The sequence below is a fragment of the Thermoanaerobacterium butyriciformans genome, from assembly GCF_017874545.1.
Lineage (GTDB): Bacteria > Bacillota > Thermoanaerobacteria > Thermoanaerobacterales > Thermoanaerobacteraceae > Thermoanaerobacterium > Thermoanaerobacterium butyriciformans.
Genome location: NZ_JAGGLT010000010.1, coordinates 59,294 through 84,769, shown reverse-complemented (window position 1 = coordinate 84,769; position 25,476 = coordinate 59,294). Strand labels below are relative to the sequence as shown.

Annotated in this window: 23 protein-coding genes and 1 riboswitch; of the genes, 14 read left to right on the top strand and 9 right to left on the bottom strand. The window is 37.0% G+C overall.

Features of this window, described 5'->3' with window-relative positions:
* The first annotated feature begins 10 nt into the window (after positions 1–10).
* Positions 11–274 (top strand): CRISPR-associated endonuclease Cas2, encoded by a 264-nt coding sequence (cas2, locus tag J2Z80_RS05710; RefSeq protein WP_209453531.1) that lies wholly within the window; start codon positions 11–13, stop codon positions 272–274.
* Positions 275–297: 23 nt separating this feature from the next.
* Here cas2 and J2Z80_RS05705 read toward each other — a convergent pair whose 3' ends face one another.
* The 4 genes from J2Z80_RS05705 to J2Z80_RS05690 all read right to left on the bottom strand — a co-directional run bounded on the left by J2Z80_RS05705 (position 298) and on the right by J2Z80_RS05690 (position 3,699).
* A complete protein-coding gene (locus tag J2Z80_RS05705) occupies positions 298–1,188 on the bottom strand; it encodes a glycine betaine ABC transporter substrate-binding protein (protein ID WP_209453530.1) in 891 nt (296 codons plus the stop codon).
* 14 nt (positions 1,189–1,202) lie between these two features.
* Positions 1,203–1,841 (bottom strand): ABC transporter permease, encoded by a 639-nt coding sequence (locus J2Z80_RS05700; RefSeq protein WP_209453529.1) that lies wholly within the window; start codon positions 1,839–1,841, stop codon positions 1,203–1,205.
* 12 nt (positions 1,842–1,853) lie between these two features.
* Positions 1,854–2,963, bottom strand: a complete 1,110-nt coding sequence (locus J2Z80_RS05695) for an ABC transporter ATP-binding protein (protein WP_209453528.1) — start codon at positions 2,961–2,963, stop codon at positions 1,854–1,856.
* Positions 2,964–3,078: 115 nt separating this feature from the next.
* On the bottom strand, positions 3,079–3,699 hold the full coding sequence (locus J2Z80_RS05690) for a GntR family transcriptional regulator (RefSeq protein WP_209453527.1): 621 nt from the start codon (positions 3,697–3,699) through the stop codon (positions 3,079–3,081).
* A gap of 158 nt (positions 3,700–3,857) precedes the next feature.
* Here J2Z80_RS05690 and J2Z80_RS05685 point away from each other — a divergent pair, with 158 nt between their 5' ends.
* From J2Z80_RS05685 to J2Z80_RS05670, 4 genes are all read left to right on the top strand, one after another.
* A complete protein-coding gene (locus J2Z80_RS05685; protein ID WP_209453526.1) occupies positions 3,858–5,423 on the top strand; it encodes a ClC family H(+)/Cl(-) exchange transporter in 1,566 nt (521 codons plus the stop codon).
* A 135-nt stretch (positions 5,424–5,558) separates the two neighbouring features.
* A complete protein-coding gene (locus J2Z80_RS05680; RefSeq protein WP_245301170.1) occupies positions 5,559–5,999 on the top strand; it encodes a MarR family winged helix-turn-helix transcriptional regulator in 441 nt (146 codons plus the stop codon).
* Between the two features lie 42 nt (positions 6,000–6,041).
* Complete coding sequence (locus J2Z80_RS05675; RefSeq protein WP_209453525.1) at positions 6,042–8,267, top strand: ABC transporter ATP-binding protein; 2,226 nt, start codon at positions 6,042–6,044, stop codon at positions 8,265–8,267.
* Positions 8,267–10,138 (top strand): ABC transporter ATP-binding protein, encoded by a 1,872-nt coding sequence (locus tag J2Z80_RS05670; RefSeq protein WP_280953176.1) that lies wholly within the window; start codon positions 8,267–8,269, stop codon positions 10,136–10,138. The genes J2Z80_RS05675 and J2Z80_RS05670 overlap by 1 nt, the downstream gene beginning before the upstream one ends.
* Before the next feature lie 38 nt (positions 10,139–10,176).
* Here the strand turns inward: J2Z80_RS05670 and J2Z80_RS05665 are convergent, their stop codons facing one another.
* Positions 10,177–11,025 carry a 2-oxoacid:ferredoxin oxidoreductase subunit beta gene (locus tag J2Z80_RS05665; protein WP_209453524.1) on the bottom strand — a complete coding sequence of 283 codons (849 nt, stop codon included), beginning with the start codon at positions 11,023–11,025 and terminating at the stop codon, positions 10,177–10,179.
* A 20-nt stretch (positions 11,026–11,045) separates the two neighbouring features.
* Positions 11,046–12,734, bottom strand: a complete 1,689-nt coding sequence (locus J2Z80_RS05660) for a 2-oxoacid:acceptor oxidoreductase subunit alpha (protein ID WP_209453523.1) — start codon at positions 12,732–12,734, stop codon at positions 11,046–11,048.
* A gap of 411 nt (positions 12,735–13,145) precedes the next feature.
* Between J2Z80_RS05660 and J2Z80_RS05655 the strand changes: the two genes are divergently transcribed.
* Complete coding sequence (locus J2Z80_RS05655) at positions 13,146–13,925, top strand: MBL fold metallo-hydrolase (protein ID WP_209453522.1); 780 nt, start codon at positions 13,146–13,148, stop codon at positions 13,923–13,925.
* Positions 13,926–13,932: 7 nt separating this feature from the next.
* Here the strand turns inward: J2Z80_RS05655 and J2Z80_RS05650 are convergent, their stop codons facing one another.
* Positions 13,933–14,856 carry a DUF4830 domain-containing protein gene (locus tag J2Z80_RS05650; protein ID WP_245301169.1) on the bottom strand — a complete coding sequence of 308 codons (924 nt, stop codon included), beginning with the start codon at positions 14,854–14,856 and terminating at the stop codon, positions 13,933–13,935.
* A 195-nt stretch (positions 14,857–15,051) separates the two neighbouring features.
* Between J2Z80_RS05650 and J2Z80_RS05645 the strand changes: the two genes are divergently transcribed.
* From J2Z80_RS05645 to serA, 8 genes are all read left to right on the top strand, one after another.
* Positions 15,052–15,492: an ACT domain-containing protein gene (locus J2Z80_RS05645; RefSeq protein ID WP_209453520.1), complete on the top strand. Its 441-nt coding sequence runs from the start codon at positions 15,052–15,054 to the stop codon at positions 15,490–15,492.
* A 35-nt stretch (positions 15,493–15,527) separates the two neighbouring features.
* Positions 15,528–16,787, top strand: coding sequence for a homoserine dehydrogenase (locus J2Z80_RS05640; protein ID WP_209453519.1), 1,260 nt, complete (start codon positions 15,528–15,530; stop codon positions 16,785–16,787).
* Complete coding sequence (gene thrC, locus J2Z80_RS05635) at positions 16,787–17,842, top strand: threonine synthase (RefSeq protein WP_209453518.1); 1,056 nt, start codon at positions 16,787–16,789, stop codon at positions 17,840–17,842. The genes J2Z80_RS05640 and thrC overlap by 1 nt, the downstream gene beginning before the upstream one ends.
* Positions 17,835–18,740, top strand: coding sequence for a homoserine kinase (thrB, locus tag J2Z80_RS05630; protein ID WP_209453517.1), 906 nt, complete (start codon positions 17,835–17,837; stop codon positions 18,738–18,740). The genes thrC and thrB overlap by 8 nt, the downstream gene beginning before the upstream one ends.
* 93 nt (positions 18,741–18,833) lie before the next feature.
* Positions 18,834–20,204, top strand: coding sequence for a S41 family peptidase (locus J2Z80_RS05625; RefSeq protein WP_209453516.1), 1,371 nt, complete (start codon positions 18,834–18,836; stop codon positions 20,202–20,204).
* 341 nt (positions 20,205–20,545) lie between these two features.
* Positions 20,546–21,682, top strand: coding sequence for a glycerate kinase (locus J2Z80_RS05620; protein ID WP_209453515.1), 1,137 nt, complete (start codon positions 20,546–20,548; stop codon positions 21,680–21,682).
* 139 nt (positions 21,683–21,821) lie between these two features.
* The gene (locus J2Z80_RS05615) at positions 21,822–22,907 is read left to right on the top strand and encodes a pyridoxal-phosphate-dependent aminotransferase family protein (RefSeq protein ID WP_209453514.1); all 1,086 of its coding nucleotides are present in this window, start codon (positions 21,822–21,824) and stop codon (positions 22,905–22,907) included.
* 30 nt (positions 22,908–22,937) lie between these two features.
* Entirely contained in the window at positions 22,938–24,539 is a 1,602-nt protein-coding gene (gene serA, locus J2Z80_RS05610; protein WP_209453513.1) for a phosphoglycerate dehydrogenase, read from the top strand.
* A gap of 41 nt (positions 24,540–24,580) precedes the next feature.
* Here serA and J2Z80_RS05605 read toward each other — a convergent pair whose 3' ends face one another.
* Positions 24,581–24,799 (bottom strand): type II toxin-antitoxin system HicA family toxin, encoded by a 219-nt coding sequence (locus J2Z80_RS05605; RefSeq protein WP_209453512.1) that lies wholly within the window; start codon positions 24,797–24,799, stop codon positions 24,581–24,583.
* Positions 24,778–25,203: a hypothetical protein gene (locus tag J2Z80_RS05600; protein ID WP_209453538.1), complete on the bottom strand. Its 426-nt coding sequence runs from the start codon at positions 25,201–25,203 to the stop codon at positions 24,778–24,780. The genes J2Z80_RS05605 and J2Z80_RS05600 overlap by 22 nt, the downstream gene beginning before the upstream one ends.
* A 145-nt stretch (positions 25,204–25,348) precedes the next feature.
* Positions 25,349–25,432, top strand: a riboswitch (cyclic di-GMP riboswitch).
* The last annotated feature ends 44 nt before the right edge of the window (positions 25,433–25,476 follow it).

Here is a 25,476-nt window from a genome sequence, read left to right as displayed (position 1 = left end):
GGGTGATATTATGTTTATCATACTAGTATATGATGTCAATGAGAAGCGAGTAAATAAAGTTTTAAAGACTTGCAGGAAGTACCTTAATTGGGTACAAAATTCAGTTTTGGAAGGTGAAATATCGGATGCAAATTTTAGAAAGTTAAAGAGTGAAATCTCAAGGATAATCAATAAAGATGAAGATTCGGTCATTATCTATACTTTGCGGACTACTAAATATTCTGATAGAGAGATAATAGGCCTTGAAAAAGGTGGGGAAAGCCTATTTATATAAAAAAGGCCCTAATTTAGGACCTTTTATTTTATTAAACCTTTTGATTTTAAGAAGTCATCGGCAACAGTTCGTGGATCTTCACCAAGTTTATCTACCTTATAATTAAGTTCTCTCATGGTTTCATCATTTATTTGGCCAGCAAGCTTATTTAATACATCTTTTAGTTCAGGGTGTTTTTTTAATGTATCATCTCTTACGAGTGGTGCTGCATAGTATGGAGGGAAGAAGTTTTTGTCATCTTCTAAAACTGTCAAATTGTACGCTTTAAGCATTCCATCTGTTGAAAATGCGTCAATTACGTCAACATCCCCTTTTTCTATTGCTGGATATCTAAGGCCTGAGTCCATTCCTTTCACTGATTTAAACTCGATGTCGTAAGTTTTCTTAAGTCCAGGATATCCATCAGGTCTTTCTGTAAATTCCATTGTACATCCTAATACTAGATTGTTTGAAATCTTTTTGAGATCTGATATTGTCTTAGGGTGATATTTTTCTTCTACAGACGGCGATACTGCCAGTGTATAAGTGTTGTTAAAGCCGATTGGCTCTAACCAATCGAGGTTGTATTTTTCTTTAAAATCTTTTTTAACCTCATTATATACTGCATCTGAATTGTTTTGGGTAGGCTTTTTCAATATATTTACAAGACCTGTACCAGTGTACTCAACGTACATATCTATATCACCTGATTTTAGAGCATTAAAAGCAACATCTGTGCCTCCTAAATTTAATTTTCTATCTACTTTTAAGTCTGTATTTTTTTCTATAAGTGTTGCTAACATGTTACCCATTATTATTTGTTCTGTAAAGTTTTTTGATCCTATTACGACTGTGTCGCTTGACTTCCCGCATCCAGAGATTAATGCAGATATGATTACAAGTGTCAGAATAGCAGAAATAATTTTTTTTCTCATTATCATGCTCCTTTCTATTTTTTTATTCCCTTTGGTGTAACTTTGATTTCAATTTTTTCGATTATAAAATCTATGAGCAATGCTAATATCGCAGCAGGTATAGCACCGGCAAGTACCATCTGTGTATTGTACATTTGTATTCCTGTAAATATCATATAACCTAGTCCACCAGCGCCGATGAATGCGGCGATAGTCATAAGCCCGACAGCAGTTACGGCTGCTATTCTAATGCCAGCCATTATTACAGGCAGCGATAGAGGAAGCTCTATAAGCCTTAAAAGCTGTGAGTTTGTCATACCCATTCCTTTACCAGCTTCAAGTATTTCACTATCAATATTTGTTATACCGGTAAATGTATTTTTTATTATTGGCAGAAGTGAATACAGAAAAACCATTACTATTGCTGGTGTACTGCCTATGCCGAAAAGAGGTATTAAAAAGCCCATTAAAGCAAGGCTTGGTATTGCCTGAACGACATTTGCAAGTCCTATTATATATTTTGAAAGACTTTTAAACCTTGTTATGATGATGCCGATTGGCACACCAATTACGATTGCTGCAATGACTGCTACTATAGTAAGCTCAATATGCTGAAGGGTAAGATTTCCTATTTGATTAGATCTTGAAAGGAAAAAATTAATAAAATCTGACATATCATCACTCCTTTAACTGTACAATTTTGAAAAAACTGTAATAAGACTGCTTTTTGTTATTAGCCCTACTAATTTTTTTTCTTTATTTATTATAGGTAGAAAACCTACACCTTTCTCATCCATTATTTTTAATATTTCTGAAATGGTATCGTCATTATAAGCAGTTATTACATCCGTTTCCATTATTTCTTCTAACTTTTTGCTTCCTTCTTTTTTTGACATGTCCTTTGATGTGGCAATACCAAGGAGCTTTTCATCGCCATCTACAACTAGTATGCTGTCGACTTTGTTGCTTTTCATTATTTCTATTGCTTGTAGAACTGTTCGCTTTGGGTTTGCTTTGACTGGATTATTTATCATTATATCTTCTGCTTTGATGTAATCTGGATTGCTCCATATCCTGTTTTTGCCTATGAAATTTTCGACAAATCCATGTGCAGGATTCTTTAATATCTCTTCAGGTGTATCCAATTGGATTATATTGCCGTCCTTCATTATGCATATTCTGTCACCAAGTTTTAGTGCTTCATCCATATCATGTGTTACAAAGACAATAGTCTTATTTAATTTCTGCTGCAAGTCGAACAATTCATCTTGAAGTTGGTTTCTTGTAATAGGGTCAAGTGCGCTAAATGGTTCATCCATTAATATTACGTCTGGATTAGTTGCTAATGCTCTTATGACACCAATCCTTTGCTTTTGACCGCCGCTTAGTTCATTTGGATACCTATTTATAAATTCTTCTGGTTCCATGCCAACTAATCTTAAAAGTTCCATAGTTCTTTCTCTTCTCTTTTGTTGCGGCCATTTTTTAAGATAAGGGACTATTTCTATATTCTGTCCTATAGTCATGTTTGGGAAAAGCCCTGTCTGCTGTATTACATAACCGATATTTCTTCTAAGCTCTATAGGATCACCTTTTGTAATATCTTTTCCATCGATAAGAATTTTACCAGAAGTTGGCTCAATAAGCCTATTTATCATCTTGAGGGTTGTCGTCTTTCCACAGCCGCTGGGGCCTATTAGGACGAACAGTTCACCGGAATTTATAGTGAAATTTATACCCTTTATAATTTCTTTTCCGTCATCATATGACTTCCTTACATCTTTGAATTCTATCATGAGAAGCCTCCCTTCAATACTGAATTAGCATAATCCTAAAATGTTAACAAGCTAAAAGTAACAACTCAATTATAACATAAAAGTTGTCACTTGTAAAATAATAGAATAAAAAGGACTAATCATTGTATAAGAAATGATTAGTCTTCATAGGTACATCGCCATCACCAACGATTACTAGTATATCCCCAAGCTTTATTTCAGCGTATGGTCCAGGTGACAATATTATTTTTCCATTGCGCCTTATGCCGATTATTGTGCCTCCTGTGTTCTGCCAGAAGTTTAGTTCTGATAATGTTTTTCCGATGGCTTTTGCCCCTCTTTTTATCTCTATTTCAAATGGGTTAAAAGGGTTTATGTGTTTAAGGCTTAAGGTGTATTCTATTATTCTTTCTATTGTAGAATTAAGATCATCATCGATCTTTCTCTTTGCCTTTATAAGTTTTTCTAGTTTTTTTTGAAGATGCTCTATTGAGTCTGTTTCATTAAACCTGTCTACGTATTTGTATGCAAGTTCTCTTGATTTTACGATAATACCGCTTCCATGCATCACAGATACTACACCCATGTCTTTAAGCACTGCTATAGCTCTTCTTATGGTCTCTGGTGACACATTGTATATGGCTGCAAGTTCAGATCTTCCATAAATCTTTTCACCTTCTTTTATATCTCCATTTATTATCTTCCGAGCTATATCAAGGGATATCTGGTGATATTTTGGCTTTTCCACTGCTGACATAAGAAAGCCTCCTGTCTAAGATTTGATTAAATTATATATTACAATGAATCTATAGTCAATGAACAGTGATTTAAATATGATAGATTATGTTGCAATATCTTAACATATATATAAATTTGTTGTATAATTTTTTTATGAAACTTATGGGAGGTAGTTAGATGAAAAGCAACAGTCACATATATGAAATATTTAAAAACAGGGAGAATTTCAAAGATAGACTCATATTAGAAGGAATAGTTGTTGGAATTTTTATAGGATTTGTCGTATCAACTTTAAGGTTTATATTAGAAAAAACAGGCATGTATCTTTTGGTTTTATATAAAGTCTTAGAGACGAAGATTTATCTCTTGCCTATATGGCTTGTGTTTTTAGCTGTAGTAGGTATATTTACAAACTATATACTTAAACTAGAGCCTATGATCAGTGGCAGCGGTATACCGCAGGTGGAAGGGACGATTATAGGCTATTTTAAATTAAATTGGCTAAAAATATTTGTATTGAAGTTTGTAGGTACAATACTGATGATAGGTGTTGGACTGTCTTTAGGACGAGAAGGTCCATGTGTCCAGCTTGGTTCATCTTTAGGTCAAGGTGTCAGCAGGTTATTAAAAAGGATGCGCTTTGAGGAGAAGTATCTTATAACATGCGGTGCTGGTGCAGGGTTGGCAGCGGCATTCAATGCGCCTTTAGCAGGTGTTATATTTTCATTGGAAGAGCTTCACAAAAATTTTTCCCCCATCGTTCTTGTGTCATCAATGGTGTCATCACTTACTGCCACATACATTACAGATACTTTTTTAGGGTTAAAGACGGTATTTGATATTACCAATATGCCGATTGTTCCGTTTTCTCAATATGTATATCTTTTAGTGCTAGGGGTCATAATCGGGTTTGGAGGAATTTTATTCAACAAATCACTCCTAAAGTCACAAGACTTATATGATAGATATGTAAAGATACCTCAATTAAAGATATTTATTCCTCTTTTTCTATCGGTTATTATAGGGCTTTCTATACCTATGGTACTGGGGGGCGGTGAGAGCCTCGTAGATAAGATAAGCAGTGTTAATTTAGGATTTGCATTTGTCCTTTTGCTGTTTATATCAAAATTTTTGTTTACAATTGTAAGCTATGGATCTGGAGTGCCAGGCGGTATATTCATGCCACTTCTAGCCATAGGGGCATTGATTGGAAATCTATACGGTATAATAATCATGAATATTTTTAACATTAATCAAATGTATTTAAAAGATTTTGTTGTTTTAGCTATGGCCGGCTATTTTGCAGCTATTGTCAGGGCTCCTATTACTGGTAGTCTTTTAGTTACAGAGATGACAGGTTCATTTAGCCATTTGCTTGCCTTAAGCACTGTATCAATAACTGCTTACATTGTATCAGGCTTTTACGGAAATGAGCCTATATATGAATCATTGCTTGGTAGGATAATAAAAAATACAAAAAATGAGAATATCAATGATTATGATGAATCTGGCAAAATCTTGTTTGAGATGCCTGTGGCAGTCGGATCTTTTGTAGATGGGAAGAAATTAAAAGACATAGAGTGGCCTCGTAATTGTCTTGTAGTCGGGATAAAAAGAGGCGGAAAAGAGATAATTCCTAAAGGGAATACAAAAATATTATCTGGAGATTACATTGTATTGCTGGGGAATGAAAATGAAGTTGTTGATATAAAAAATAACATAAGAAAGATGACTGAAATATAAGGGATGAAAAAGCCAATAGGATTTTCAAAAAACCTATTGACTTTTTTATTTTGCGGGAATATAATTATTTAGTATCCGAAATATTTGCATACTAAATATACAATTACGAAATATCTTGAAAGAGGGTGAAAAAATTTGGATGAATTTAACGAAAGAATAGATGTTTTAAAGACTCTAAAGTTTATTATGAATATGATTCATAAAAGCATGGAAGACGAATTTAGAGAATTGAATATAACAGGTCCGCAAGGGATGATTATAGGTATTCTTATGCGACATAGAAAAATGAAAATAAGTGAGTTAAGTAAAAAGATGGGACTTACAAGCAGCACTGTCTCAGGTATAGTAGATAGGCTTGAAAAGCAAGGCATGGTTAAAAGAGAGAGAAGTAGTGATGACAGGCGGGTTGTCTATGTGAATATAGACGAGGAATTTAGGAAAAAATCAAAAGAGGTTTTCAAAAAAGTAGAAGATAAATTTAGAGATATGATGAATAAGGCCACAGAGGAAGAACACGACGAAATAGTAAAAGGGTTAAACACTTTAAAGAGATTGATTGAGTCAAACAAACAATAGATGTTATAACTATATATATTTAAGGAAAGGTGGTTTAGGTTAATGCTTAAATTACGAAAATATTTTAAGCCTTATATCTTTATAACTATTGTTGCAATATTGTTCATATTTATTCAGGCCATGAGCGACCTGGCCCTTCCTGACTATATGTCAAACATAGTAAACCAAGGCATACAGCAGGGAGGAATAGTAAACGCTGTGCCTTCTGCAGTAAGGCAAAGCACGATGGATAAACTCACGCTGTTTATGAGTGATGATGACAAAAAAGAGGTTTTGAATGATTACACATTGATAGATAAAAATAGTTCAGATTACGATAAATACGTAAAACAATATCCAACTTTGAAAAAAGAACCGATTTACGTACTTAAAAATATTGATAAATCCGAAGTAGATAAGATAAACCCTGTGATGGGTAAGGCTTTTCTAGCTGTTTCTGCTGTTGACAAAATGAAGTCCAGTGCAAAAGATGGATTTATTACATTTAATAACACAAAGATTCCTGCAAATATGGATCTGTTTGCGTTATTTGCAAAGCTTCCAGAGTCTGAGAGGCAGAAGATAGCAGATGATATGAATAAGAAGTTTACATCCCTTGGCGACAACATGGTTATACAGGCTGCGGCAGCAGAAGTTAAAGCAGAATATAAAGCACTTGGTGTAAATACCGACAAGATTCAGATGAATTATATTTTGACTACAGGTTTAATCATGCTTTTGATAACAATTTTAAGTGCAGCTTGTTCGATACTGGTAGGTTTCTTGGGCTCTAGAGTTGCAGCAGGATTTTCAAGAGACATTAGAAAGAGCTTGTTCACCAGAGTTGAGAGCTTTTCAAGTGAAGAATTTGATAAGTTTTCGACAGCATCTTTGATAACAAGGACAACAAATGATATAACACAGATACAGATGCTAATAGTCTTTATGATAAGGATGATATTCTATGCACCTATGATAGGTATTGGCGGTGTTATTAGAGCTGTAGGTAAGAGTGCTTCTATGTCTTGGATTATAGCACTAGCTGTCATAGTACTTTTGGGACTTGTGTCGATTGTATTTTCTATCGCACTGCCCAAATTCAAATCCGTTCAGAAATTAGTCGACAGGCTAAATCTTGTAGCACGTGAGAATCTAGCAGGAATGATGGTTATAAGGGCATTTAATACGCAAGAGTTTGAGGAGAACCGGTTTGACAAGGCAAACCGCGACATCACGAATACGATGCTTTTTATAAACCGCGTCATGATAACAATGTTTCCTGCAATGATGCTTATAATGAATGGAGTTACTCTTCTTATTGTGTGGGTAGGTGCTCATGATATTGCCAATTCATCGATGCAGGTAGGGGACATGATGGCATTTATGCAGTACGCTATACAGATAATCTTTGCATTCCTTATGATGTCTATGATGTTCATAATGATACCTAGGGCATCTGTATCAGCATCCCGTATAGCTGAAGTGCTAGAAACTGAGCCGACAGTTGTAGATCCCAAAGAAAGCAAGAAGTTTGATGAAAGTCAAAAAGGTGTCGTTGAATTTAGAAATGTTTCATACAGGTACCTTGGTGCAGAGGAAGATGCCATAAAGAATATTACGTTTAAGGCTGAGCCTGGGAAGACGACGGCTATCATTGGTTCAACAGGATCCGGGAAATCTACACTTGTAAACTTGATTCCGAGATTCTACGATGCAACAGAAGGTCAGGTTTTAGTAGATGGTGTAGATGTGAAGAATGTGAAGCAGCACGATTTGAGAGAAAAAATTGGTTATGTGCCACAGAAGATTTCTTTATTTAAAGGTACTGTCATGTCAAACATAAAGTTTGGCAATGAAAATGCTACAGATGAGGAAGTTAAAAAGGCTGCAGAGGTGGCACAAGCAGCAGAGTTTATAGAAAGGCTTCCAGATGGTTATGACAGTGAAATATCTCAGGATGCTACAAATATATCAGGGGGACAGAAACAAAGGCTGTCTATCGCCCGTGCCCTTGTCAAAAAGCCAGAGATATATATATTTGATGACAGTTTTTCTGCCCTTGACTTTAAAACAGATAGGGCATTGAGGAAGGCATTGAAAGAGTATACAGGAAATAGCACAGTCATAATAGTTGCACAGCGTATCTCAACAATAATGAATGCAGATCAGATTATCGTATTGGATGATGGTAAAATAGCTGGGATAGGCACACATGAAGAGCTTATGAAAAACTGCGAGACTTACAGGGAAATCGCTTATTCGCAGCTTTCAAAGGAGGAATTGGCATAATGGATGGAAAAAGCGCAAATACTCCAAGGCGGCCTGTCATGAGGAGGCATGGTCCTATGGGTGGCCATGGCCCTATGGTAGGTGGGGAAAAGGCCAATGATTTTAAAGGGACTATGAAGAAGCTTATGTCATACCTTGGAGACTATAAATTTTCAATACTATTTGTGATAATATTTGCTGCTGGAAGTGCGGCATTATCAATTGCTGGTCCTAAGATACTCAGTAAAGCCATAACAAAACTTTATGAAGGCGTTATGGCAAAGATAGCAGGTACAGGCAATATAGATTTTGACTACATCGGCAAGATAATTCTTATTCTTATTGGTTTGTACCTTTTAAGCTCAGGTCTTGGCTATATACAAGGCTGGATAATGACAAATGTAGCTATGAAAGTGACTTACAAGTTCAGAAAAGACATAATGGAAAAGATAAACCGCATGCCCCTTAAATACTTTGATGGCACAAATCACGGTGAAATCCTGTCCCGAATAACAAACGATGTTGATACAATAAGCCAAACATTAAACCAGAGTATGACACAGATTATCACATCCGTTACAACGGTAATCGGTGCATTGGTTATGATGCTGACTATCAGTGTATCCATGACAGCTGTGACATTTCTGATGATACCTATATCGATGGGTATAATAGCTGTGATAATAAAATTTTCACAGAAGTACTTCAAACAGCAGCAGGATTACCTTGGTCACGTCAACGGTCACGTTGAAGAAATGTACGGCGGCCATGTTGTCATGAAAGCATTTAATTATGAAGAAAGAAGTGTAGAGAAATTTGACGAGTACAATGATGAGCTTTACAAAGTTGCCTGGAAATCCCAATTTTTAACGGGACTTATGATGCCTATAATGAACTCTGTAAGCAATTTAGGCTATGTAGGAGTGGTCGTTTTAGGAAGTTACCTTGCTATAAAAGGGACGATTGAAGTTGGCGATATACAGGCATTTATACAGTACGTAAGGTCATTTACTCAGCCGCTGGCGCAGATTGCCAATATCTCCAACATACTTCAGCAGACGGCAGCATGCGCTGAGCGTGTATTTGAGTTCTTAGATGAAGAAGAGGAAGTGCCTGAGACAGATCATCCTATAAAACTGGAGAATGTAGAGGGACATGTGCAATTTGACCATGTACACTTTGGTTATAATCCAGATAAGATAATAATAAATGACTTCTCTGCTGATATAAAGCCTGGGCAAAAGGTAGCTATTGTAGGACCGACAGGTGCTGGCAAGACTACTATGGTAAAACTTTTGATGAGGTTCTACGATGTAAATTCAGGTAGGATACTGATAGATGGCCACGACATAAGGGAATTTACGCGAAGCGATCTAAGGTCATTGTTTGGAATGGTATTGCAGGATACATGGCTTTATAACGGTACGATAATGGATAATATAAGGTATGGAAATCTAAATGCTACGGATGAAGAAGTTATTAAAGCTGCAAAGGCAGCACATGTAGACCACTTTGTCCACACATTGCCAGACGGTTACAACATGGTATTAAATGAGGAAGCTTCAAACGTATCTCAAGGACAGAAGCAGCTTATAACAATAGCCAGAGCAATACTTAAAGATCCTAAGATACTGATATTGGATGAAGCCACCAGCTCTGTCGATACACGTACAGAGATTCTTATACAGAAAGCCATGGATAATCTGATGAAAAATCGCACAAGCTTTATTATCGCTCACAGGCTTTCAACAATAAGAGATGCTGATCTTATACTTGTAATGGATCATGGCGACATTGTAGAGCAAGGCACACACGAAGAACTGCTGGCAAAAGGCGGATTCTACGCTAAGCTTTACAATAGCCAATTTGAAGATGAAGAAATAGCAAGCTAAAGAAAAGGGAACTTTCCAAGAGAAAGTTCCCTGACTTTTTATCTAAAATCATCTAAGTACTTTTCTGCCATCATCGGGTCTAATTTAGCATCTACCAAAGGCGGACCATCTTTTAAAAACTTTATGTTGTCGATGTAGGTAGGTTTTTCTACCTTATATATTATACCTATCGGTATCCTGTCTCCCCATTCATCAGCTACTTTAAAGGCATTGTCTATATCTGTGTAGTCATAATCATCTGGAAGCTCATAGACTCTTTCGTTGTACCATTTAAAGGTGTTTACTTTGTTAAATGTGACACAAGGCTGAAATATGTCAAGCAGTGCATAACCGTTGTAGGATATTGCTTCCTTCATCATCTTTTTAAGGTGTTCGTAATTTCCTGAGAAACTTCTTGCCACAAATCCAGCTCCCATAGTGAGGGCGAGCTTTATTGGCTTTACGGGATCTAATATGACGCCATCAAACTGAAGGCTTGTCTTCTGTCCTTTTGCAGTTGTCGGTGATGCCTGGCCTTTCGTTAAACCGTATATTTGGTTGTCGTGGACGAAGTGTGCTATGTTGGCGTTTCTCCTAATTGCGTGTATAAAATGGTTTCCGCCTTCACCGTACGTATCACCGTCTCCTGAGTCGATTATCACTTTAAGGTCCTTATTTGCAATGTTTATGGCTATTGCAGGTGGCAAAGCCCTTCCGTGAAGACCATTAAATCCATTTACGTTTATATAGTGGGGAATCTTTGCGGCTTGGCCTATTCCTGATGCTATAACAACTTGGTGAGATTTTAAGCCAAGCTCAGTCAACGCATCCTTTAAAGCATTAAGTATACCGAAGTTTCCACATCCAGGGCACCATGCAGTTTCATACGTTTCAAATGCTGTATTCATGAAATCATCCCTTTCTTAATTTAATACATGCTTGATGTTTTTGATATTTCTCTTACTCTATCATAAATGTACTTTGAGCTCATCATGCGGCTGTCATATTTAAGTATGTATTCATCTGCCTTTACAAGTGCATTTTCTCTCATTAGGCTATCAAGCTGTGCTGTAGCATTTTGCTCAACATCAATAATCACCTTTGCAAATCTTCCGTACTTTTTTATAAGCTTCGTTGGAAATGGCCAAATATCTCCAAATGACAGGGCTCCTACTGACATTCCGTCTTTTAAAAGCATGTCTACAGCTTCTTTTACAGGCCCGTACATTGAACCCCAGCAAGTTATAAGGATGTCTGGATTTTCAGTTCCAATAAACAGAGGTTCTTGAATTTCCTCCTCTAATAGTTTTAACTTTTTCATCCTCTTATTTACCATTTTTATCCTTATCTCCTGCGACTCAGTAATGTGACCAAATTCGTCGTGTTCGTCGCTGTCTATAAGGACGGTTACACCTTCAATCTTGCCTGGTATTATTCTAGGTGACACACCACTTTCTGTGAACCTGTATCTTTTGTACACTCCGTCTTCTAGTGCTTCACTTCCAGAAATATGCCTTTCGATTTTTACTTTATTGAAATCAAAAGGTTTTACGGTTGTACCTACATCTGCAAGGTATTGATCACTGACTAAAATCACCGGTATTTGGTATTTATCAGCTATATTAAATGCTCTGACGGTTTGATAAAATGCATCTTCAGGATTTCTTAAAGATATCACCATTTTTGGAAACTCACCGTGACCTGCGTGAATTATAAACCTTAAATCTCCCTGCTCAGTTCGAGTCGGAAAACCTGTAGCAGGACCTGGTCTTTGAACTTCAGTTATTACGATTGGAAGCTCTGTAATGCCGGCCAGGCTTATTCCTTCTACCATAAGAGCAAAACCGCCACCTGAGCTTCCAGTCATAGCTCTTAATCCTGCGTACGATGCACCTAATGCCATGTTTATTGCAGAGATTTCGTCCTCTACTTGCTCAACTACTATTTCTGCGTCACGAGATTTTTTTGCAATATATGTCATTACACTGGTTGATGGAGTCATGGGGTAACCTGAGTAGAATTTTACACCTGCTGCAATAGCGCCAAGTGCAATTGCCTCATTGCCGCTTATGTAGATATTCTCATTTTTCTTAGGCAGTGTAATTGCAAACGCAGGTTCTACTAGATTGTATCCTGCATTTATCGCTTTTATATTTGCTTCAAGCACATCCCCTTTAAATTCATCATTTAATACAGTATAAGATACATCTAAAGGTATTCCAAATAATTTAAGCAAAACTCCTATTGCTGTTGTTCCTGCCACACGTGGATTGCTACATTTTTTTGCGATTTCTTTAAAATCAAATGAAATGTATCTATCATCATCTGAAAGGGATTTGTCGCATATAAGTTTTCCCGCTGTTTTCAAAACTTTAGCATGTAAATTTATTGTCTCAAAATCAAGTGCAACTATTGCATCAAAATATTCATCATGTGAATAAATTGGATTGTGGCTAAATCTTACTTGTATGAAGTTGTGACCGCCTCTTACTCTTGACATGTAATCCTTCATAGAAAAAACATAAAAGCCGCACCTTTTCAGGGTTTTTTCAAATATATGAGAGATTGTGTCGATTCCCTGTCCTGCTGCTCCTCCGATTAAAATATTGTAATCCATGATAATCCCCCTCGAATTTTTCAAAAATTTGTAATTTAATTATAACACAGATAAAAATAATTATCAATGGAATTAAAATATTATTTATGAATCAGTTTATTTTACATATGAAAACTCTTCAGCTGGTTACTTTACAACAGATTTGTGACTTATCCACATGTAAATGTGTATATGTGGATAAGTCCTGTGTGAAAAATTTTATTTCAAGATATACTATTTTTAGACGAAAATCGATTAATGATATTTGTGAAAAAAAGTTGCTCACAGAAAGACTGTTGATAAGTTATGAAAACAGACTTTTATGTGAGTTACCATAGCAAATAATTCTCTATTATTATATAATATAAAGGGATTTTTCAAATTATAACAGCAAGATGTGAAAGGGGGTACCCCCGTTTTTGGGTATTTGAAATGAGATTTTGTTCATTGAGGTCCGGAAGCAGTGGAAATGCCACATACATCGGATACAAAGATGTACATATACTGGTGGATGCAGGCTTAAGTGGCAGCACGATAGAGAAAAGTCTTGAAAGCATAGATGTTTCACCAAGAGATATTACGGCGATACTCATAACACATGAGCACAATGACCACATAAAAGGGGCCGGAGTATTGTCAAGGAGGTACAACATTCCCATATATGCCAATGAAGCAACGTGGGTTTCTATGGAAAAACTTCTTGGTGAGATAGACTGTGACAACAAGCGTTTTTTCAAAACTGGTGAAGATTTTACATTGGGAGATGTAAGAATAAGACCTTTCAAAAAATCCCACGATGCGGCGGAACCTGTAGGCTTTTCATTTTTTTGTGGTCAGAATAAAGCCACCATTGCCACTGATTTAGGGTATATAAGTAGAGGTGTGGCAGCGAATATAATGGATTCTGACATTGTTTTGCTGGAGTCCAACCACGACATCCATATGCTTATACACGGTTCTTATCCATGGCCTTTAAAGAAGAGAATTCTTTCAGAACACGGCCATCTGTCAAACAAAGATGCAGCAGAAGCTATTAAAAAATTCATAAAGATGAAATCAATCGGCATCGTGTACCTGGGGCATTTAAGCCATAACAACAATAAACCTGAAATAGCGTACAAGACTGTTACAGATGTGCTGAAAGAAGAAGGGATAGACTATGAGATAAATATGGCTTTAAGGTATAAAGAAAGTGATGTTGTAGAAATATAAAAGGGCCTTATGGCCCTGTTCCTATTGATTCTATTTTCCAAGGTGAATCCTTTGTGGACTTTGATATAATGAAGAAGAATGTGTTTTTTCCGCTTTTTATGGAAATATTATCTTCACTTTTTAACGTCATGTTCACTATTACCATAAATTCTCTGCTTTTATATATATTTTCGTTTTTAATTGGCACGTAATTTGTATTTTCTTCTATGCTTAATATTGTAGCTGATTTTGTGTTTAGCTCCAAACTTAATTCCTCAAAGTCCGAATTGTAAAGGACATTTGCAGGTCTGTTGATGTAAAGCATGTCATGCAGCATATCAATAGAGAGAGTTGAATATATTAAGCTTTTGTCCCCTTTATTTATCCCGTTAAAAAATGCGTATATAAGCTCTTCAGGTGTAAGACTGTCTGTAGCTGGAGTCGACATTTGCTTTAAAAAACCGTGGGCTGTTACCCAGTCAATCCAAGGCCTTTCCGTAAGTGTTTCGATGTAGTTCTTTTTAAGAGATAGAGGTGTCGATGCGTTAAACTCAAGCCATGCACCTATTATATTCTCTCCATCTCTCAAGATTACAGCATTTACAGGATATGTGTATTTGCTGCTTTCTCCCAATCCTGGCAGCTTCTCATTTAACCTGTATATTACAGCTTTTACAGTTTTGCCTTTGTATTTTTCAATATTATACCCTATATCCCTTGATAAAAAATTCACTTCAGTCCAATAAAGCCCAACAGGCATAGAAGTGCCTTGAATACTCCAATCAGATGGAATTGTCACATCGAAGTAAGATGATTCTTTTTCAGGACTAAAACCGTACTTCAGTAAAAACTTCGTATCTTCTCTATATGCATTGAACTGTCCACTTGAACAGTCAGTCATAAATATCGTCAATACGACACAAAACAAAAGCAAAAACTTCTTCAATTTCATCTCCCCTTTAAAACATTTACCTATATTATATAACAAATGAAATACTAATTCGTTACAAAATTATAAATTTTTTAAGGCATAATTATGTCTAAAGTGCATTTCATCCACTTGATTTTTTTAGTTCACTGTGATAAAATGTACACATTACACGGATAAATGTATTTCATATAGATACACAAGAAAGGGGGCGGAATCTTGAAGGAGGAAAGCAAGTTTTACATCATCAGAGAAGAGATTTTGTCTGATGCACTTAAAAAAACTCTCATGGCAAAGGAGCTCATCGAGACAGGTGAGGCAAAAACGATAAATGATGCAGTGAAAAAAGTTGGCATATCCAGAAGTGCGTTTTACAAGTACAAAGATTACATCTTTCCTTACTCCAAGTTTTCTAAAGGAAAGATAATAACTTTGTCGTTGCTTTTGGAGCATATGCCTGGTATCCTGTCGTCGATACTGGATATTATAGCCATGATGAAAGGAAATGTCATAACTATAAATCAAAGTATGCCGTCCCTTGGTGTTGCCAATGTCTCTATATCCATAGATACCCAGTACATGGTAAAGGGCATTGAAGAATTGATAAAAAAGATTGAAGAAGAACACGGTGTCAGGAAGGTAGAGATACTTGGCGAGTAATTTATTACATTATTTTGGAGAGGAAGGGTTTTACTGTGAAGATAGGTTTAATGGGTCTTGGAACTGTAGGTTCAGGTGTTGTTCACCTTATAGAAGAAAATGGTGATGCCATTGAGAAGAAGATAGGCCAGAAAATAGAGATTAAAAAGATACTAGTTAAAGATCCTGAAAAAAAGAGGATTAAGGAGGCACAAGGAAAGATAACGATAGTGCCTGAAGATATCTTAGATGATCCTGAAATAGATGTAGTAGTGGAAGTGATGGGGAAAGAACATCCAGCACTGGAATACATGAAGGCAGCCATTTTAAAAGGAAAAAATGTAGTTACGGCAAATAAAGAAGTCATCGCAAAACATGGCAAGGAGCTTATAAAGCTTGCAAATGAAAACAATGTAAATCTCCTTTACGAAGCCTCTGTGGGAGGTGGTATACCGATAATTAGACCTTTAAAAAGCTGCCTTGCAGCAAATAAGATATACGAGATAAAAGGTATATTAAACGGCACAACAAATTACATCTTGACAGAAATGAAATCAAGGGGCATGAGCTTTGAAGGTGTCTTAAAAGAAGCTCAGCAAAAGGGATATGCGGAACTGGACCCTACAGATGATGTAGATGGCTTTGATGCTGCAAGAAAGCTTGCCATCCTTTGTACACTGTCTTTCAATAAGTATGTTGTACCAGACAATATATACACGAAAGGAATTAGGACTATATCAAAAGAGGACATTAAGTATGCTGACGAACTGGGCTTTACTATAAAGCTTATAGCATACGGCAGGCTTGATGATGATGGAAAGCTGGAGGCATGGGTACATCCTGTCATGATATCTAAGAAAAATCCTTTAAATGGAGTAAATGGTGTTTATAACGCTATACTTGTGGAAGGAAATGCAGTAGGAAAGCTTATGTTTTACGGGCAAGGAGCTGGTATGATGCCTACAGCCAGTGCGGTTGTTGCCGATGTCATCGATGTGGTAAATCACATACCTGCTCAAAATGGCTATGAAGATGCTAAGATAAAGGACATCGTGGATACTGTATCCAAATACTATATAAGGCTTATAGCACTGGATAAACCTGGTGTAATGAGCAAAATAACGGGTGTGCTTGGTGCAGAAGGTATAAGCCTTGTATCTGTAGTCCAGAAGGAAGTCATGGGAGAGTATGCAGAGATAGTCTTGATTACACATAATGCGTTGACTAAAAATTTATTTAGAGCCTTAGAGGAAATAGGCAATTTAAAAGAAATAGACAAAGTGGCAAGTATAATAAGAGTAGAGGGGGATGAATGATGGAATGGGATGGAATAATCAAGTCATATAGAAAATACATGCCTAAAATAGATGATGAAAATATAATCACATTGAAAGAAGGAAATACCCCCCTTATAGAAGCTACAAACCTTGAAAAAAATTTTCCGGGGCTTAAGATATATTTGAAGTACGAGGGATTAAACCCTACAGGTTCTTTTAAAGACAGAGGCATGACTGTTGCTGTGTCCATGGCAAAGCAGGAAGGGTCACAGGCTGTTGTGTGCGCATCAACAGGCAACACATCTGCGTCGGCTGCTGCATATGCTGCAAAGGCCGGGCTTAAGTGTGTTGTGCTTATTCCAGGAGGGAAAATTGCATTAGGCAAATTGGCACAGGCTATTGCATACGGTGCAGAAGTTATTGCAATAAATGGCAATTTCGATGATGCCTTAAATTTAGTGAGGGAAATATCGAAAAAGCACCCTATAACTGTGGTAAATTCTATAAATCCGTATAGGCTTGAAGGACAGAAGTCATCATCATTTGAAATATGCGATACACTGAAAAAAGCTCCAGATTATCTGACACTTCCAGTAGGTAATGCAGGAAATATAACGGCATACTGGATGGGATTTAAAGAATATCACAGAGCTGGCATTATAAATAAGCTTCCTAAGATGATAGGGTTTCAAGCAGCAGGTGCAGCACCTATTGTAGAAAACAGAGTAATTGAGCATCCTGAGACAATAGCTACAGCAATAAGAATCGGAAATCCTGCCAGTTGGCAAAAGGCCGTAGCAGCCAGAGATGAATCAGGTGGTCTTATAGACAAGGTGACGGATGAAGAGATACTTGAAGCATACTCATACCTTGCCAAAAGCGAAGGAATATTTGCTGAGCCTGCATCATGCGCACCTATCGCAGGTGTCATAAAAAAGTACAAAGAAGGGCTATTTAAAGAAGGAGATACGGTAGTCTGCATACTTACAGGAAATGGTTTAAAGGATCCTGATACGGCTATAAAACTTGGAGGAAGCAGTGTAAAGACTGTTGATGCAGATTTGAAATCACTGGAAGGTGCAATATATGGATAAGTCTGTCCTTGTGAGAGTTCCGGCATCAACGGCAAATTTAGGCCCTGGATTTGACTCACTAGGTGTTGCCCTCAATCTTTACAATGATATATACATGGAATTTAAAGGCAGCAGACTTGTCATTGATGTTGAAGGGGAAGGCATTTTAAATATAGATCGGGATGAAAAAAACCTCATATATAAAGCAGTCAAGGAAGTTTTTGATAAATTAAGCATAACCGTAAGTGGCCTATATATAAAAACTACTAACAATATACCGACAGGAAGCGGTCTTGGAAGCAGTGCATCTGCCATAGTAGGCGGTCTTGTTGCAGCAAATGCCCTAACTGGTGACTCACTAAGCCTCCATGATATTCTCGATATAGCATCTTCAATGGAAGGCCATGCAGACAATGTAGCACCTGCTTTAAATGGGGGCTTTAATGTAGCCACATTTGACGGCAAAAAGACCTACTATGTTAAAAAAGAATTAGATGACAATTTAAGGTTTTTGGCGTTTTATCCAGAGAGAGAGCTTTTAACGTCAAAAGCCAGAGGCGTACTGCCATCAATGATAGAGTTTAGAAATGGAGTTTTCAATATTGGAAGAGCATCACTGCTTACAGCATCTATTTTTTCAGGCAGGTACGATTTATTAAAAGTTGCATCACAAGACATGCTTCATCAGGTATACCGCAAGGAATTTATACCTGAGATGTACTACGTAATAGAAAAAGCGCTGGATAATGGTGCTTATGCGTCATTTTTAAGCGGTGCAGGGCCAACGATGATGGTAATGGTGGATGCCAGCGTTGCAGATAAAGTGAAAAAGTCAGTAAAAAAAGTCTACGAAGAAAGGAATATTAAATGCCGTATTTACGAATTAAAATGTGATAATACTGGTGCTAAAATCTTATAAAGGTCTATTTAGGCCTTTATTTTGTGCTTATATAAGAGTATTTAAAATTTTGTGATATAATTAAGGTAAATTATTCTTAAGGAGGCTTATTTTATGAAAAGGCATTTATCAATTTTTATGGCATTTGTAATCGTATTGACACTTGTTTTTTCCGTACCTTCAGTTACATATGCTGCAATGAATACGGTGGAGAGCGACAATATAAGCAGTTATTTAGATGATTTAGGTTCTATTATGCAATTTATTAAAGACAACTATGCAGGAGACATAACATACGATCAAATGGAAGAAGGGGCCATAAAAGGCATATTATCATCCCTTGATAAATACAGTACATATTTTACAAAAGATGAGATGGATTCATTTGCAGAGTCTACATCAGGCACTTTTACAGGTGTTGGAATGGTAGTAGAGCAGAGGGACAACCATATAGTCGTAGTGTCTACAATTAAAGGTTCACCGGCACAAAAAGCTGGAGTAAAAAGCGGATACATCGTCCAATCTGTTGATGGAAAAGATGTTGAAGGCATGAGCATAAATGATGTTACAAGCCTAATTAAAGGTGAGAAGGGGACAAAGGTGAAGATAGGCTTCTTAGTAAATGGCAAGACAGTTGAATACGAGATAACGAGAGATGTAATAAATATAAATCCTGTGTCTTATAAGATTATAAACGGTATAGGATATATGAGCATCAGTGAATTTAATGGAAATACTGAAGAAAATGTCGCAAAAGCCCTTGACTATATGGATCAAAACAATATAAAGAAACTTGTCATCGATTTAAGAGACGATCCCGGCGGATATCTTCAAGAGGCTGAAGCTGTTGCAAACTTCTTTGTACCGGCAGGTCCTGTTGTGACAGTAGCTATGAATGGTGGAAATAACCAAACGTTTTATTCGAACTTAAAAAATCAGAAGTACAAGATTGCAGTTCTCATAAACAATGGAACTGCGTCAGCGGCCGAAATACTGGCAGGTGCCATACAAGATACTAAGGCAGGAGTACTAGTAGGCGAAAATTCATACGGAAAAGGAACAGTGCAAGAAGTATTTTCATTTTCTGATGGCAGTGGCATGAAGCTTACTATAGCCAAATACTTGCTTCCATCAGGAAGATGGATTGACGGGACAGGCCTTAAACCTGATGTAGAGGTAAAAGACAGCAGGGTGACTTTGCCGGAGTTAGTGTATACAAAAGATATAAAGAAGGGCGATACAGGAAATGACGTAAAACTGCTTCAGTCGTATTTAAGCCTTTTAGGGTATTATAAAGGAGAGCCTAACGGGTACTTTGGCAATGACACGTATGATGCTATTGTAAGCTTTCAAAAATACGCAGGAATACCAGCAACAGGCGTCCTTGATAGAGGCACCACTGATGCCCTTTCGTATTTCTATGGTTTGACACTTAGAAACGATGCACAGCTTGATAAGGCAATTGAGCTTTTGAATCAGCAGTAGATGATAATAAATCATTGACACTTTAAGATTAAAAACAATAATTTTGATCCTTGCATAAAGGACAATTTTGATTCGTTTGCTCTCAGAGTTGAAAAGCGACTAAACTAAAGCTCGATCTTGAACTTCAGCAGGGTTCCGGGCACATTCGGCGTCCATGCCTCAAGTGCCCGTCTCAGCCATCCTTGGCTTCGACCCTGCTTCCGTTCGCCGATCTCGCTAAGTTTAGTTATCGCTTTCCAACAATTCGCTCACTCATTCAAAATTGTCTTCTTATTTTAAAAAGATGTTTTTCATTAAACTGAAGTCTTGCAGTCTTAATTTATTAAACGGGTGGTGAGAAAATGAAGATACTGGTAGCTCCTGATTCATTTAAAGGAAGCCTGTCCTCAAAGGAAGTCCTAGAAGCCATAAGCGAAGGTATAAAAAGAGCTGTAAATGCTGAGATCGTAGGAATTCCTATAGCAGATGGAGGTGAAGGGACTGTAGATGCGCTGATTGCATCTTTAGGAGGCAGGATCGTAGATGTAGATGTGGTAGGGCCTTTAGGAAATGTCGTAAAAAGCTTTTTTGGCATATTAAATGATGGCACTGCAGTTATAGAGATGGCTGCATCGTCAGGCTTAAGCCTCCTGCCAGATAACATGAAAAATCCTTTAATAACCACCACTTACGGCGTCGGTCAGCTTATAAAGGAAGCATTAGATAAAGGATGCCGCAAATTCATCGTAGGTTTAGGCGGCAGCGCCACAAACGACGGTGGTGCAGGTATGGTTCAAGCTTTAGGAGTTAAGCTCTTAGATGAAGACGGCAATGACATACCTTACGGAGGAGGAAATCTTTACAAGCTCAAAAAAGTTGACATAAGCAGTATTGACAAAAGAGTATATGAAAGCAGCTTTATAGCAGCATCTGATGTAACAAATCCTCTTTGTGGTGAAAATGGTGCATCTTACGTTTATGGACCACAGAAAGGTGCAACAAAAGAGATGGTGAAAATTCTTGACGACAATTTAAGGCATTATGCCAGTGTTGTAAAAGAGACAATAAACAAAGATTTTAAAGATACACCAGGTGCTGGTGCGGCAGGAGGACTGGGATTTTCCCTAATGGCATTTTTAAATGCTAAGATAAGATCTGGAATAGACATTGTGATGGAGGCTTCAAATATAGATGAAAAGATAAACTCATGTGATATTGTAATAACGGGTGAAGGCAATACAGATTTTCAGACAGCTTTTGGCAAAGCACCAGCAGGCATAGCAAGGATAGCAAAAAAATACGGAAAGCCTGTTGTGGTACTATCAGGTGGCCTAGGTAAAAACTATAAAGACCTTTATGACGTAGGTGTCACATCAATGTTCAGTATCGTAGATAAACCTATGACGCTTCAAGAAGCGATGATAAATGCTAAAAAGCTTATATCTGACAGGGCAGAAGATATAATTCGCTTATTTGTATCAGGAATGAATTCTAAATAGGGCTATTAATCATTTTTACATAAGAAAAACTAATACATACCATAATGTCTATTTATAGTAGACATTTGTTTTTTACTATTGCATTTTTTTCTTTAATAGTTTATCATATTAAATAAATATTTAAAAAGGTGTGAAGATGATGAGTGACAAAATTCTTATGACTCCGGGGCCTACTATGGTGCCAAAGGAAGTATTAAACGTATGTCATCTGCAGCCATATCACCATAGGACGCCGGAGTTTTATGAACTTTTTTCATGTCTTAATTCAAATCTTAAAAAGATATTTAAAACAAATATGGATGTATTAACGCTTACATCATCAGGTACAGGCGGCATGGAAGCCGTTGTTGCAAATCTCTTCAAAAGAGGAGACAAAGTGCTTGTGGCAAGTATAGGCCATTTTGGTGAGAGGTTTTACGATATCACAAAGGCGTACGGACTTGACTCAGACATTATCGATTTTGGATGGGGCAATGCAGTCGATCTGAACAAATTAGAAGATGCATTAAAAAAGAATGGATACAAGGCATTGATTGTGACGCAAAATGAGACATCAACAGGTGTTACAAACGACATAAAAGCGGTGGCAGATGTAGCAAAGAGGTATAATACGCCAGTCATTGTGGATGCCGTAAGCTCTTTGGGTGGTATACCCCTAGAGATGGATGAATGGGGACTTGATGCGGTTGTAACATGCTCTCAAAAATGCCTTATGTCACCGCCGGGCTTAAGCTTTGTGGCTTTAAGCGAGAGAGCATGGCAGATGGCAGAAGAATCCGACCTTCCTAAGTATTATTTTGACCTTAAAAAAGCGAGGAAAGGTGTGCAAAAGGAAAAACCGGACAACCCATATACACCTGCAGTTTCCACAATTATGGCCGTAAAGAAGGCTACAGACATGCTTCTTAATACAGGTATGGACACAGTATACAAAAATCAGCATTTAATCGGCGAGAAGGTAAGAAAAACCATAAAAGATATGGGCCTCAAACTTTTCCCTGATGAATCTATATCGTCAGATCTTTTGACTGCAGTAGAAGTGCCAGAAGGGTACAAAGCTAAAGACATAATAAACTACATGTCTGAGAAGGGAGTACTTATAACAGGCGGTCAAGCCCATTTAAAAGGAAAGATAATCAGGATTGGACACATGGGATATGTCACAGATAAAATGCTGGATTTGACATTTGATGCCCTAAAAAATGCACTATCTGATTTATCTTAGTTTTAAATAATTTTTTGAGGGGGATTTGTTGTGAAAGTATTGGTGACAGAGAGAATAGCCGAAAGCGGCTTGGAGTATCTTAAGAATCATGCAGATGTGGATTTTAAGCTGGATCTTTCCAGAGAGGAACTTTTAGAAATCATAGGTGACTATGATGCAATCGTCGTAAGAAGTGTCACAAACGTTGACAGAGAACTTATCTCAAAAGGAAAGAACTTAAAAGTAATAGGAAGAGCAGGCAATGGTGTCGATAATATAGATCTTTTGGCAGCAACGGAAAAAGGCATAATTGTCGTAAATACACCTGAAGGCAATATCATATCGGCTGCAGAGCATACGATTGGGCTTATGCTGTCTATAGCCAGAAATATACCACAAGCATATATTGGCGCTTTAAATGGCGATTTTAGGAGAAACAAGTTTAAAGGCGTAGAGTTAAGCGGAAAGACTGTAGGCATAATCGGGCTTGGAAGGATAGGGTCATTAGTTGCTACAAGGCTTGCATCATTTGGCATGAAAGTTATTGCTTACGATCCGTACATTCCTGACAGCCGCTTCGAAAAGTTCGGTGCCAAAAAAGTTTCATTTGATGAGCTTTTGCAACAATCTGATTTTATAACTATCCATACACCAAAGACGGAGGAGACCATCGACATAATAAGCCACGATGAATTCAAGAAAGTCAAAAAAGGCGTAAGAATCGTAAACTGTGCAAGAGGCGGTCTTATAAATGAAGAAGCTTTGTACGATGCAGTCAAAGAAGGAATTGTTGCTGCAGCAGCACTAGACGTATTTAAAGTAGAGCCATTATACGACAGGGAGAAGCAGGACTTCCACAATAAGCTTTTAGAGCTTCCAAATGTAGTTGTGACACCCCACTTAGGTGCTTCAACTATTGAGGCCCAAAACAATGTAGGCATATCTGTAGCAAAAGAAGTGATAACGGCTTTAAACGGCAAACTGTACGGAAACATAGTAAATCTACCAGATGTAAAAGCTGACGAATTTGGAGAATTAAAGCCATATATGAAGCTGTGTGAAGCAATGGGCTCACTTTATTACCAGATAAATGATGTACCTGCAAAATCTGTAGAGATAATATATAGAGGGGATATATCCAGCCTAAATACCGAAGTTGTAACGCTTCACGCATTGAAAGGGCTTTTAAGACCGGCATTGAAAGAAGGCATAAGCATAGTGAATGCAAGGCTTAGGGCGAAAGAAATGGGAATAGAAGTAATAGAAGGCAAAATAGATGAGATAGACCACTATTCAAGCCTTGTCACAATAAATGTAATTGACACAAAAGGAGAGTCTTATAAGTTTTCAGGAACAACCTATGGTGATGAGATAAGGATTGTAGAATATTTAGGACATAGAGTCAACTTTGAACCGACTGAGTACATGCTGTTTGTGAGAAACAAAGATGTACCAGGTGTAATAGGACACATTGGAAATGTATTGGGGGATTTCGGCATAAATATATCATCTATGCATGTAAGCCCTAATAAAAACGATGGCACCGCCCTCATGATCGTAAACACAGACAGAGAAATCCCTAATGAGGCTGTAGAGTCATTAAACAAACTAAACAGCATATTGAGGGCAAAGGCAGTTAAAAATTTGATATAATAATATAATAAATCTCCCACTTCCTATAAAGGGGAGATTTATTATATTTTACTATTAAAATATTCTTCCGTAACTTGTAATTGCTTTTTTAATATTTCCTGCCATAGATGTTTTTTTATTTCACCGCTGCCCATTGAAACCTTTGTGCGACGTATACTTCCATCACTATCCCGCTTTATATAAAAATAATGATCTGTTTTTTTATACAATTCCCAACCGTCTCTTTCTAAAAAGCGTTTTAATTCTCTCCATGTTGGCATTTAATAAGTTTTTTAACTCCTTCAGGATTATCTTGCAGCAGTATATTTAATACATAAGGTAGATGTTCTCTGCGGTTGGGAGCCGAATACCAATATTGAAAATCATTATAAAAGTCTTCTGCATATTCAATCATGTCATCAACAAGCAAATTCAATGCTTCATTTTCGTCTTTGCCATTGACAACAATGTCGATTTCATTTAAAGAAATTGTTACAGTACCATCATCTTCATTTAGAACATTTGCTGTAAATGTATAAGCTGTTAACATTTCTTTAATCATGTCTATATTAGAAACAAAGACGTAATCCTTTGTTCGCTTTATAATTTTAGGTTTTTCCCGAACAACTGAGTTGATGAAATCCGCCCATTCTTTGCGTACATCTGTAGCATTAACTGTGAACATCTTATTCATTCCCCCTATCACCTCCAATTATAACATACTATGTATATTATGTACACTATGCACATTTTATAGCTTTGAGTGTAAAAAATTTTTTTATCAAAGAAGGAAAATTATGTTTTATGTCGAATATTTAGAAATATAAACAAAATATATAGGATTCCGTGAAGCATAACCTGTATCTGGGCACCTGGGTTATGCGGAGATAGTGGTGCAACCGGCCGTAGTATCTTTATACTGCGGTTTTTTAATTTTTAAATGGGGATAGGGGTTTAT

Excerpts from the sequence above, each read along its gene's own strand:
- J2Z80_RS05675 (WP_209453525.1), top strand. The coding sequence starts at position 6,042 with ATGCTTAAATTACGAAAATATTTTAAGCCTTATATCTTTATAACTATT.
- J2Z80_RS05665 (WP_209453524.1), bottom strand. The coding sequence starts at position 11,025 with ATGAATACAGCATTTGAAACGTATGAAACTGCATGGTGCCCTGGATGT.
- J2Z80_RS05670 (WP_280953176.1), top strand. The coding sequence starts at position 8,267 with ATGGATGGAAAAAGCGCAAATACTCCAAGGCGGCCTGTCATGAGGAGG.
- J2Z80_RS05660 (WP_209453523.1), bottom strand. The coding sequence starts at position 12,734 with ATGGATTACAATATTTTAATCGGAGGAGCAGCAGGACAGGGAATCGAC.
- J2Z80_RS05615 (WP_209453514.1), top strand. The coding sequence starts at position 21,822 with ATGAGTGACAAAATTCTTATGACTCCGGGGCCTACTATGGTGCCAAAG.
- J2Z80_RS05685 (WP_209453526.1), top strand. The coding sequence starts at position 3,858 with ATGAAAAGCAACAGTCACATATATGAAATATTTAAAAACAGGGAGAAT.
- J2Z80_RS05700 (WP_209453529.1), bottom strand. The coding sequence starts at position 1,841 with ATGTCAGATTTTATTAATTTTTTCCTTTCAAGATCTAATCAAATAGGA.
- J2Z80_RS05655 (WP_209453522.1), top strand. The coding sequence starts at position 13,146 with ATGAGATTTTGTTCATTGAGGTCCGGAAGCAGTGGAAATGCCACATAC.
- J2Z80_RS05650 (WP_245301169.1), bottom strand. The coding sequence starts at position 14,856 with ATGAAATTGAAGAAGTTTTTGCTTTTGTTTTGTGTCGTATTGACGATA.
- J2Z80_RS05625 (WP_209453516.1), top strand. The coding sequence starts at position 18,834 with ATGAAAAGGCATTTATCAATTTTTATGGCATTTGTAATCGTATTGACA.
- J2Z80_RS05600 (WP_209453538.1), bottom strand. The coding sequence starts at position 25,203 with ATGTTCACAGTTAATGCTACAGATGTACGCAAAGAATGGGCGGATTTC.
- thrC (WP_209453518.1), top strand. The coding sequence starts at position 16,787 with ATGGAATGGGATGGAATAATCAAGTCATATAGAAAATACATGCCTAAA.
- J2Z80_RS05695 (WP_209453528.1), bottom strand. The coding sequence starts at position 2,963 with ATGATAGAATTCAAAGATGTAAGGAAGTCATATGATGACGGAAAAGAA.
- J2Z80_RS05605 (WP_209453512.1), bottom strand. The coding sequence starts at position 24,799 with ATGCCAACATGGAGAGAATTAAAACGCTTTTTAGAAAGAGACGGTTGG.
- cas2 (WP_209453531.1), top strand. The coding sequence starts at position 11 with ATGTTTATCATACTAGTATATGATGTCAATGAGAAGCGAGTAAATAAA.
- J2Z80_RS05705 (WP_209453530.1), bottom strand. The coding sequence starts at position 1,188 with ATGAGAAAAAAAATTATTTCTGCTATTCTGACACTTGTAATCATATCT.
- thrB (WP_209453517.1), top strand. The coding sequence starts at position 17,835 with ATGGATAAGTCTGTCCTTGTGAGAGTTCCGGCATCAACGGCAAATTTA.
- J2Z80_RS05620 (WP_209453515.1), top strand. The coding sequence starts at position 20,546 with ATGAAGATACTGGTAGCTCCTGATTCATTTAAAGGAAGCCTGTCCTCA.
- J2Z80_RS05690 (WP_209453527.1), bottom strand. The coding sequence starts at position 3,699 with ATGTCAGCAGTGGAAAAGCCAAAATATCACCAGATATCCCTTGATATA.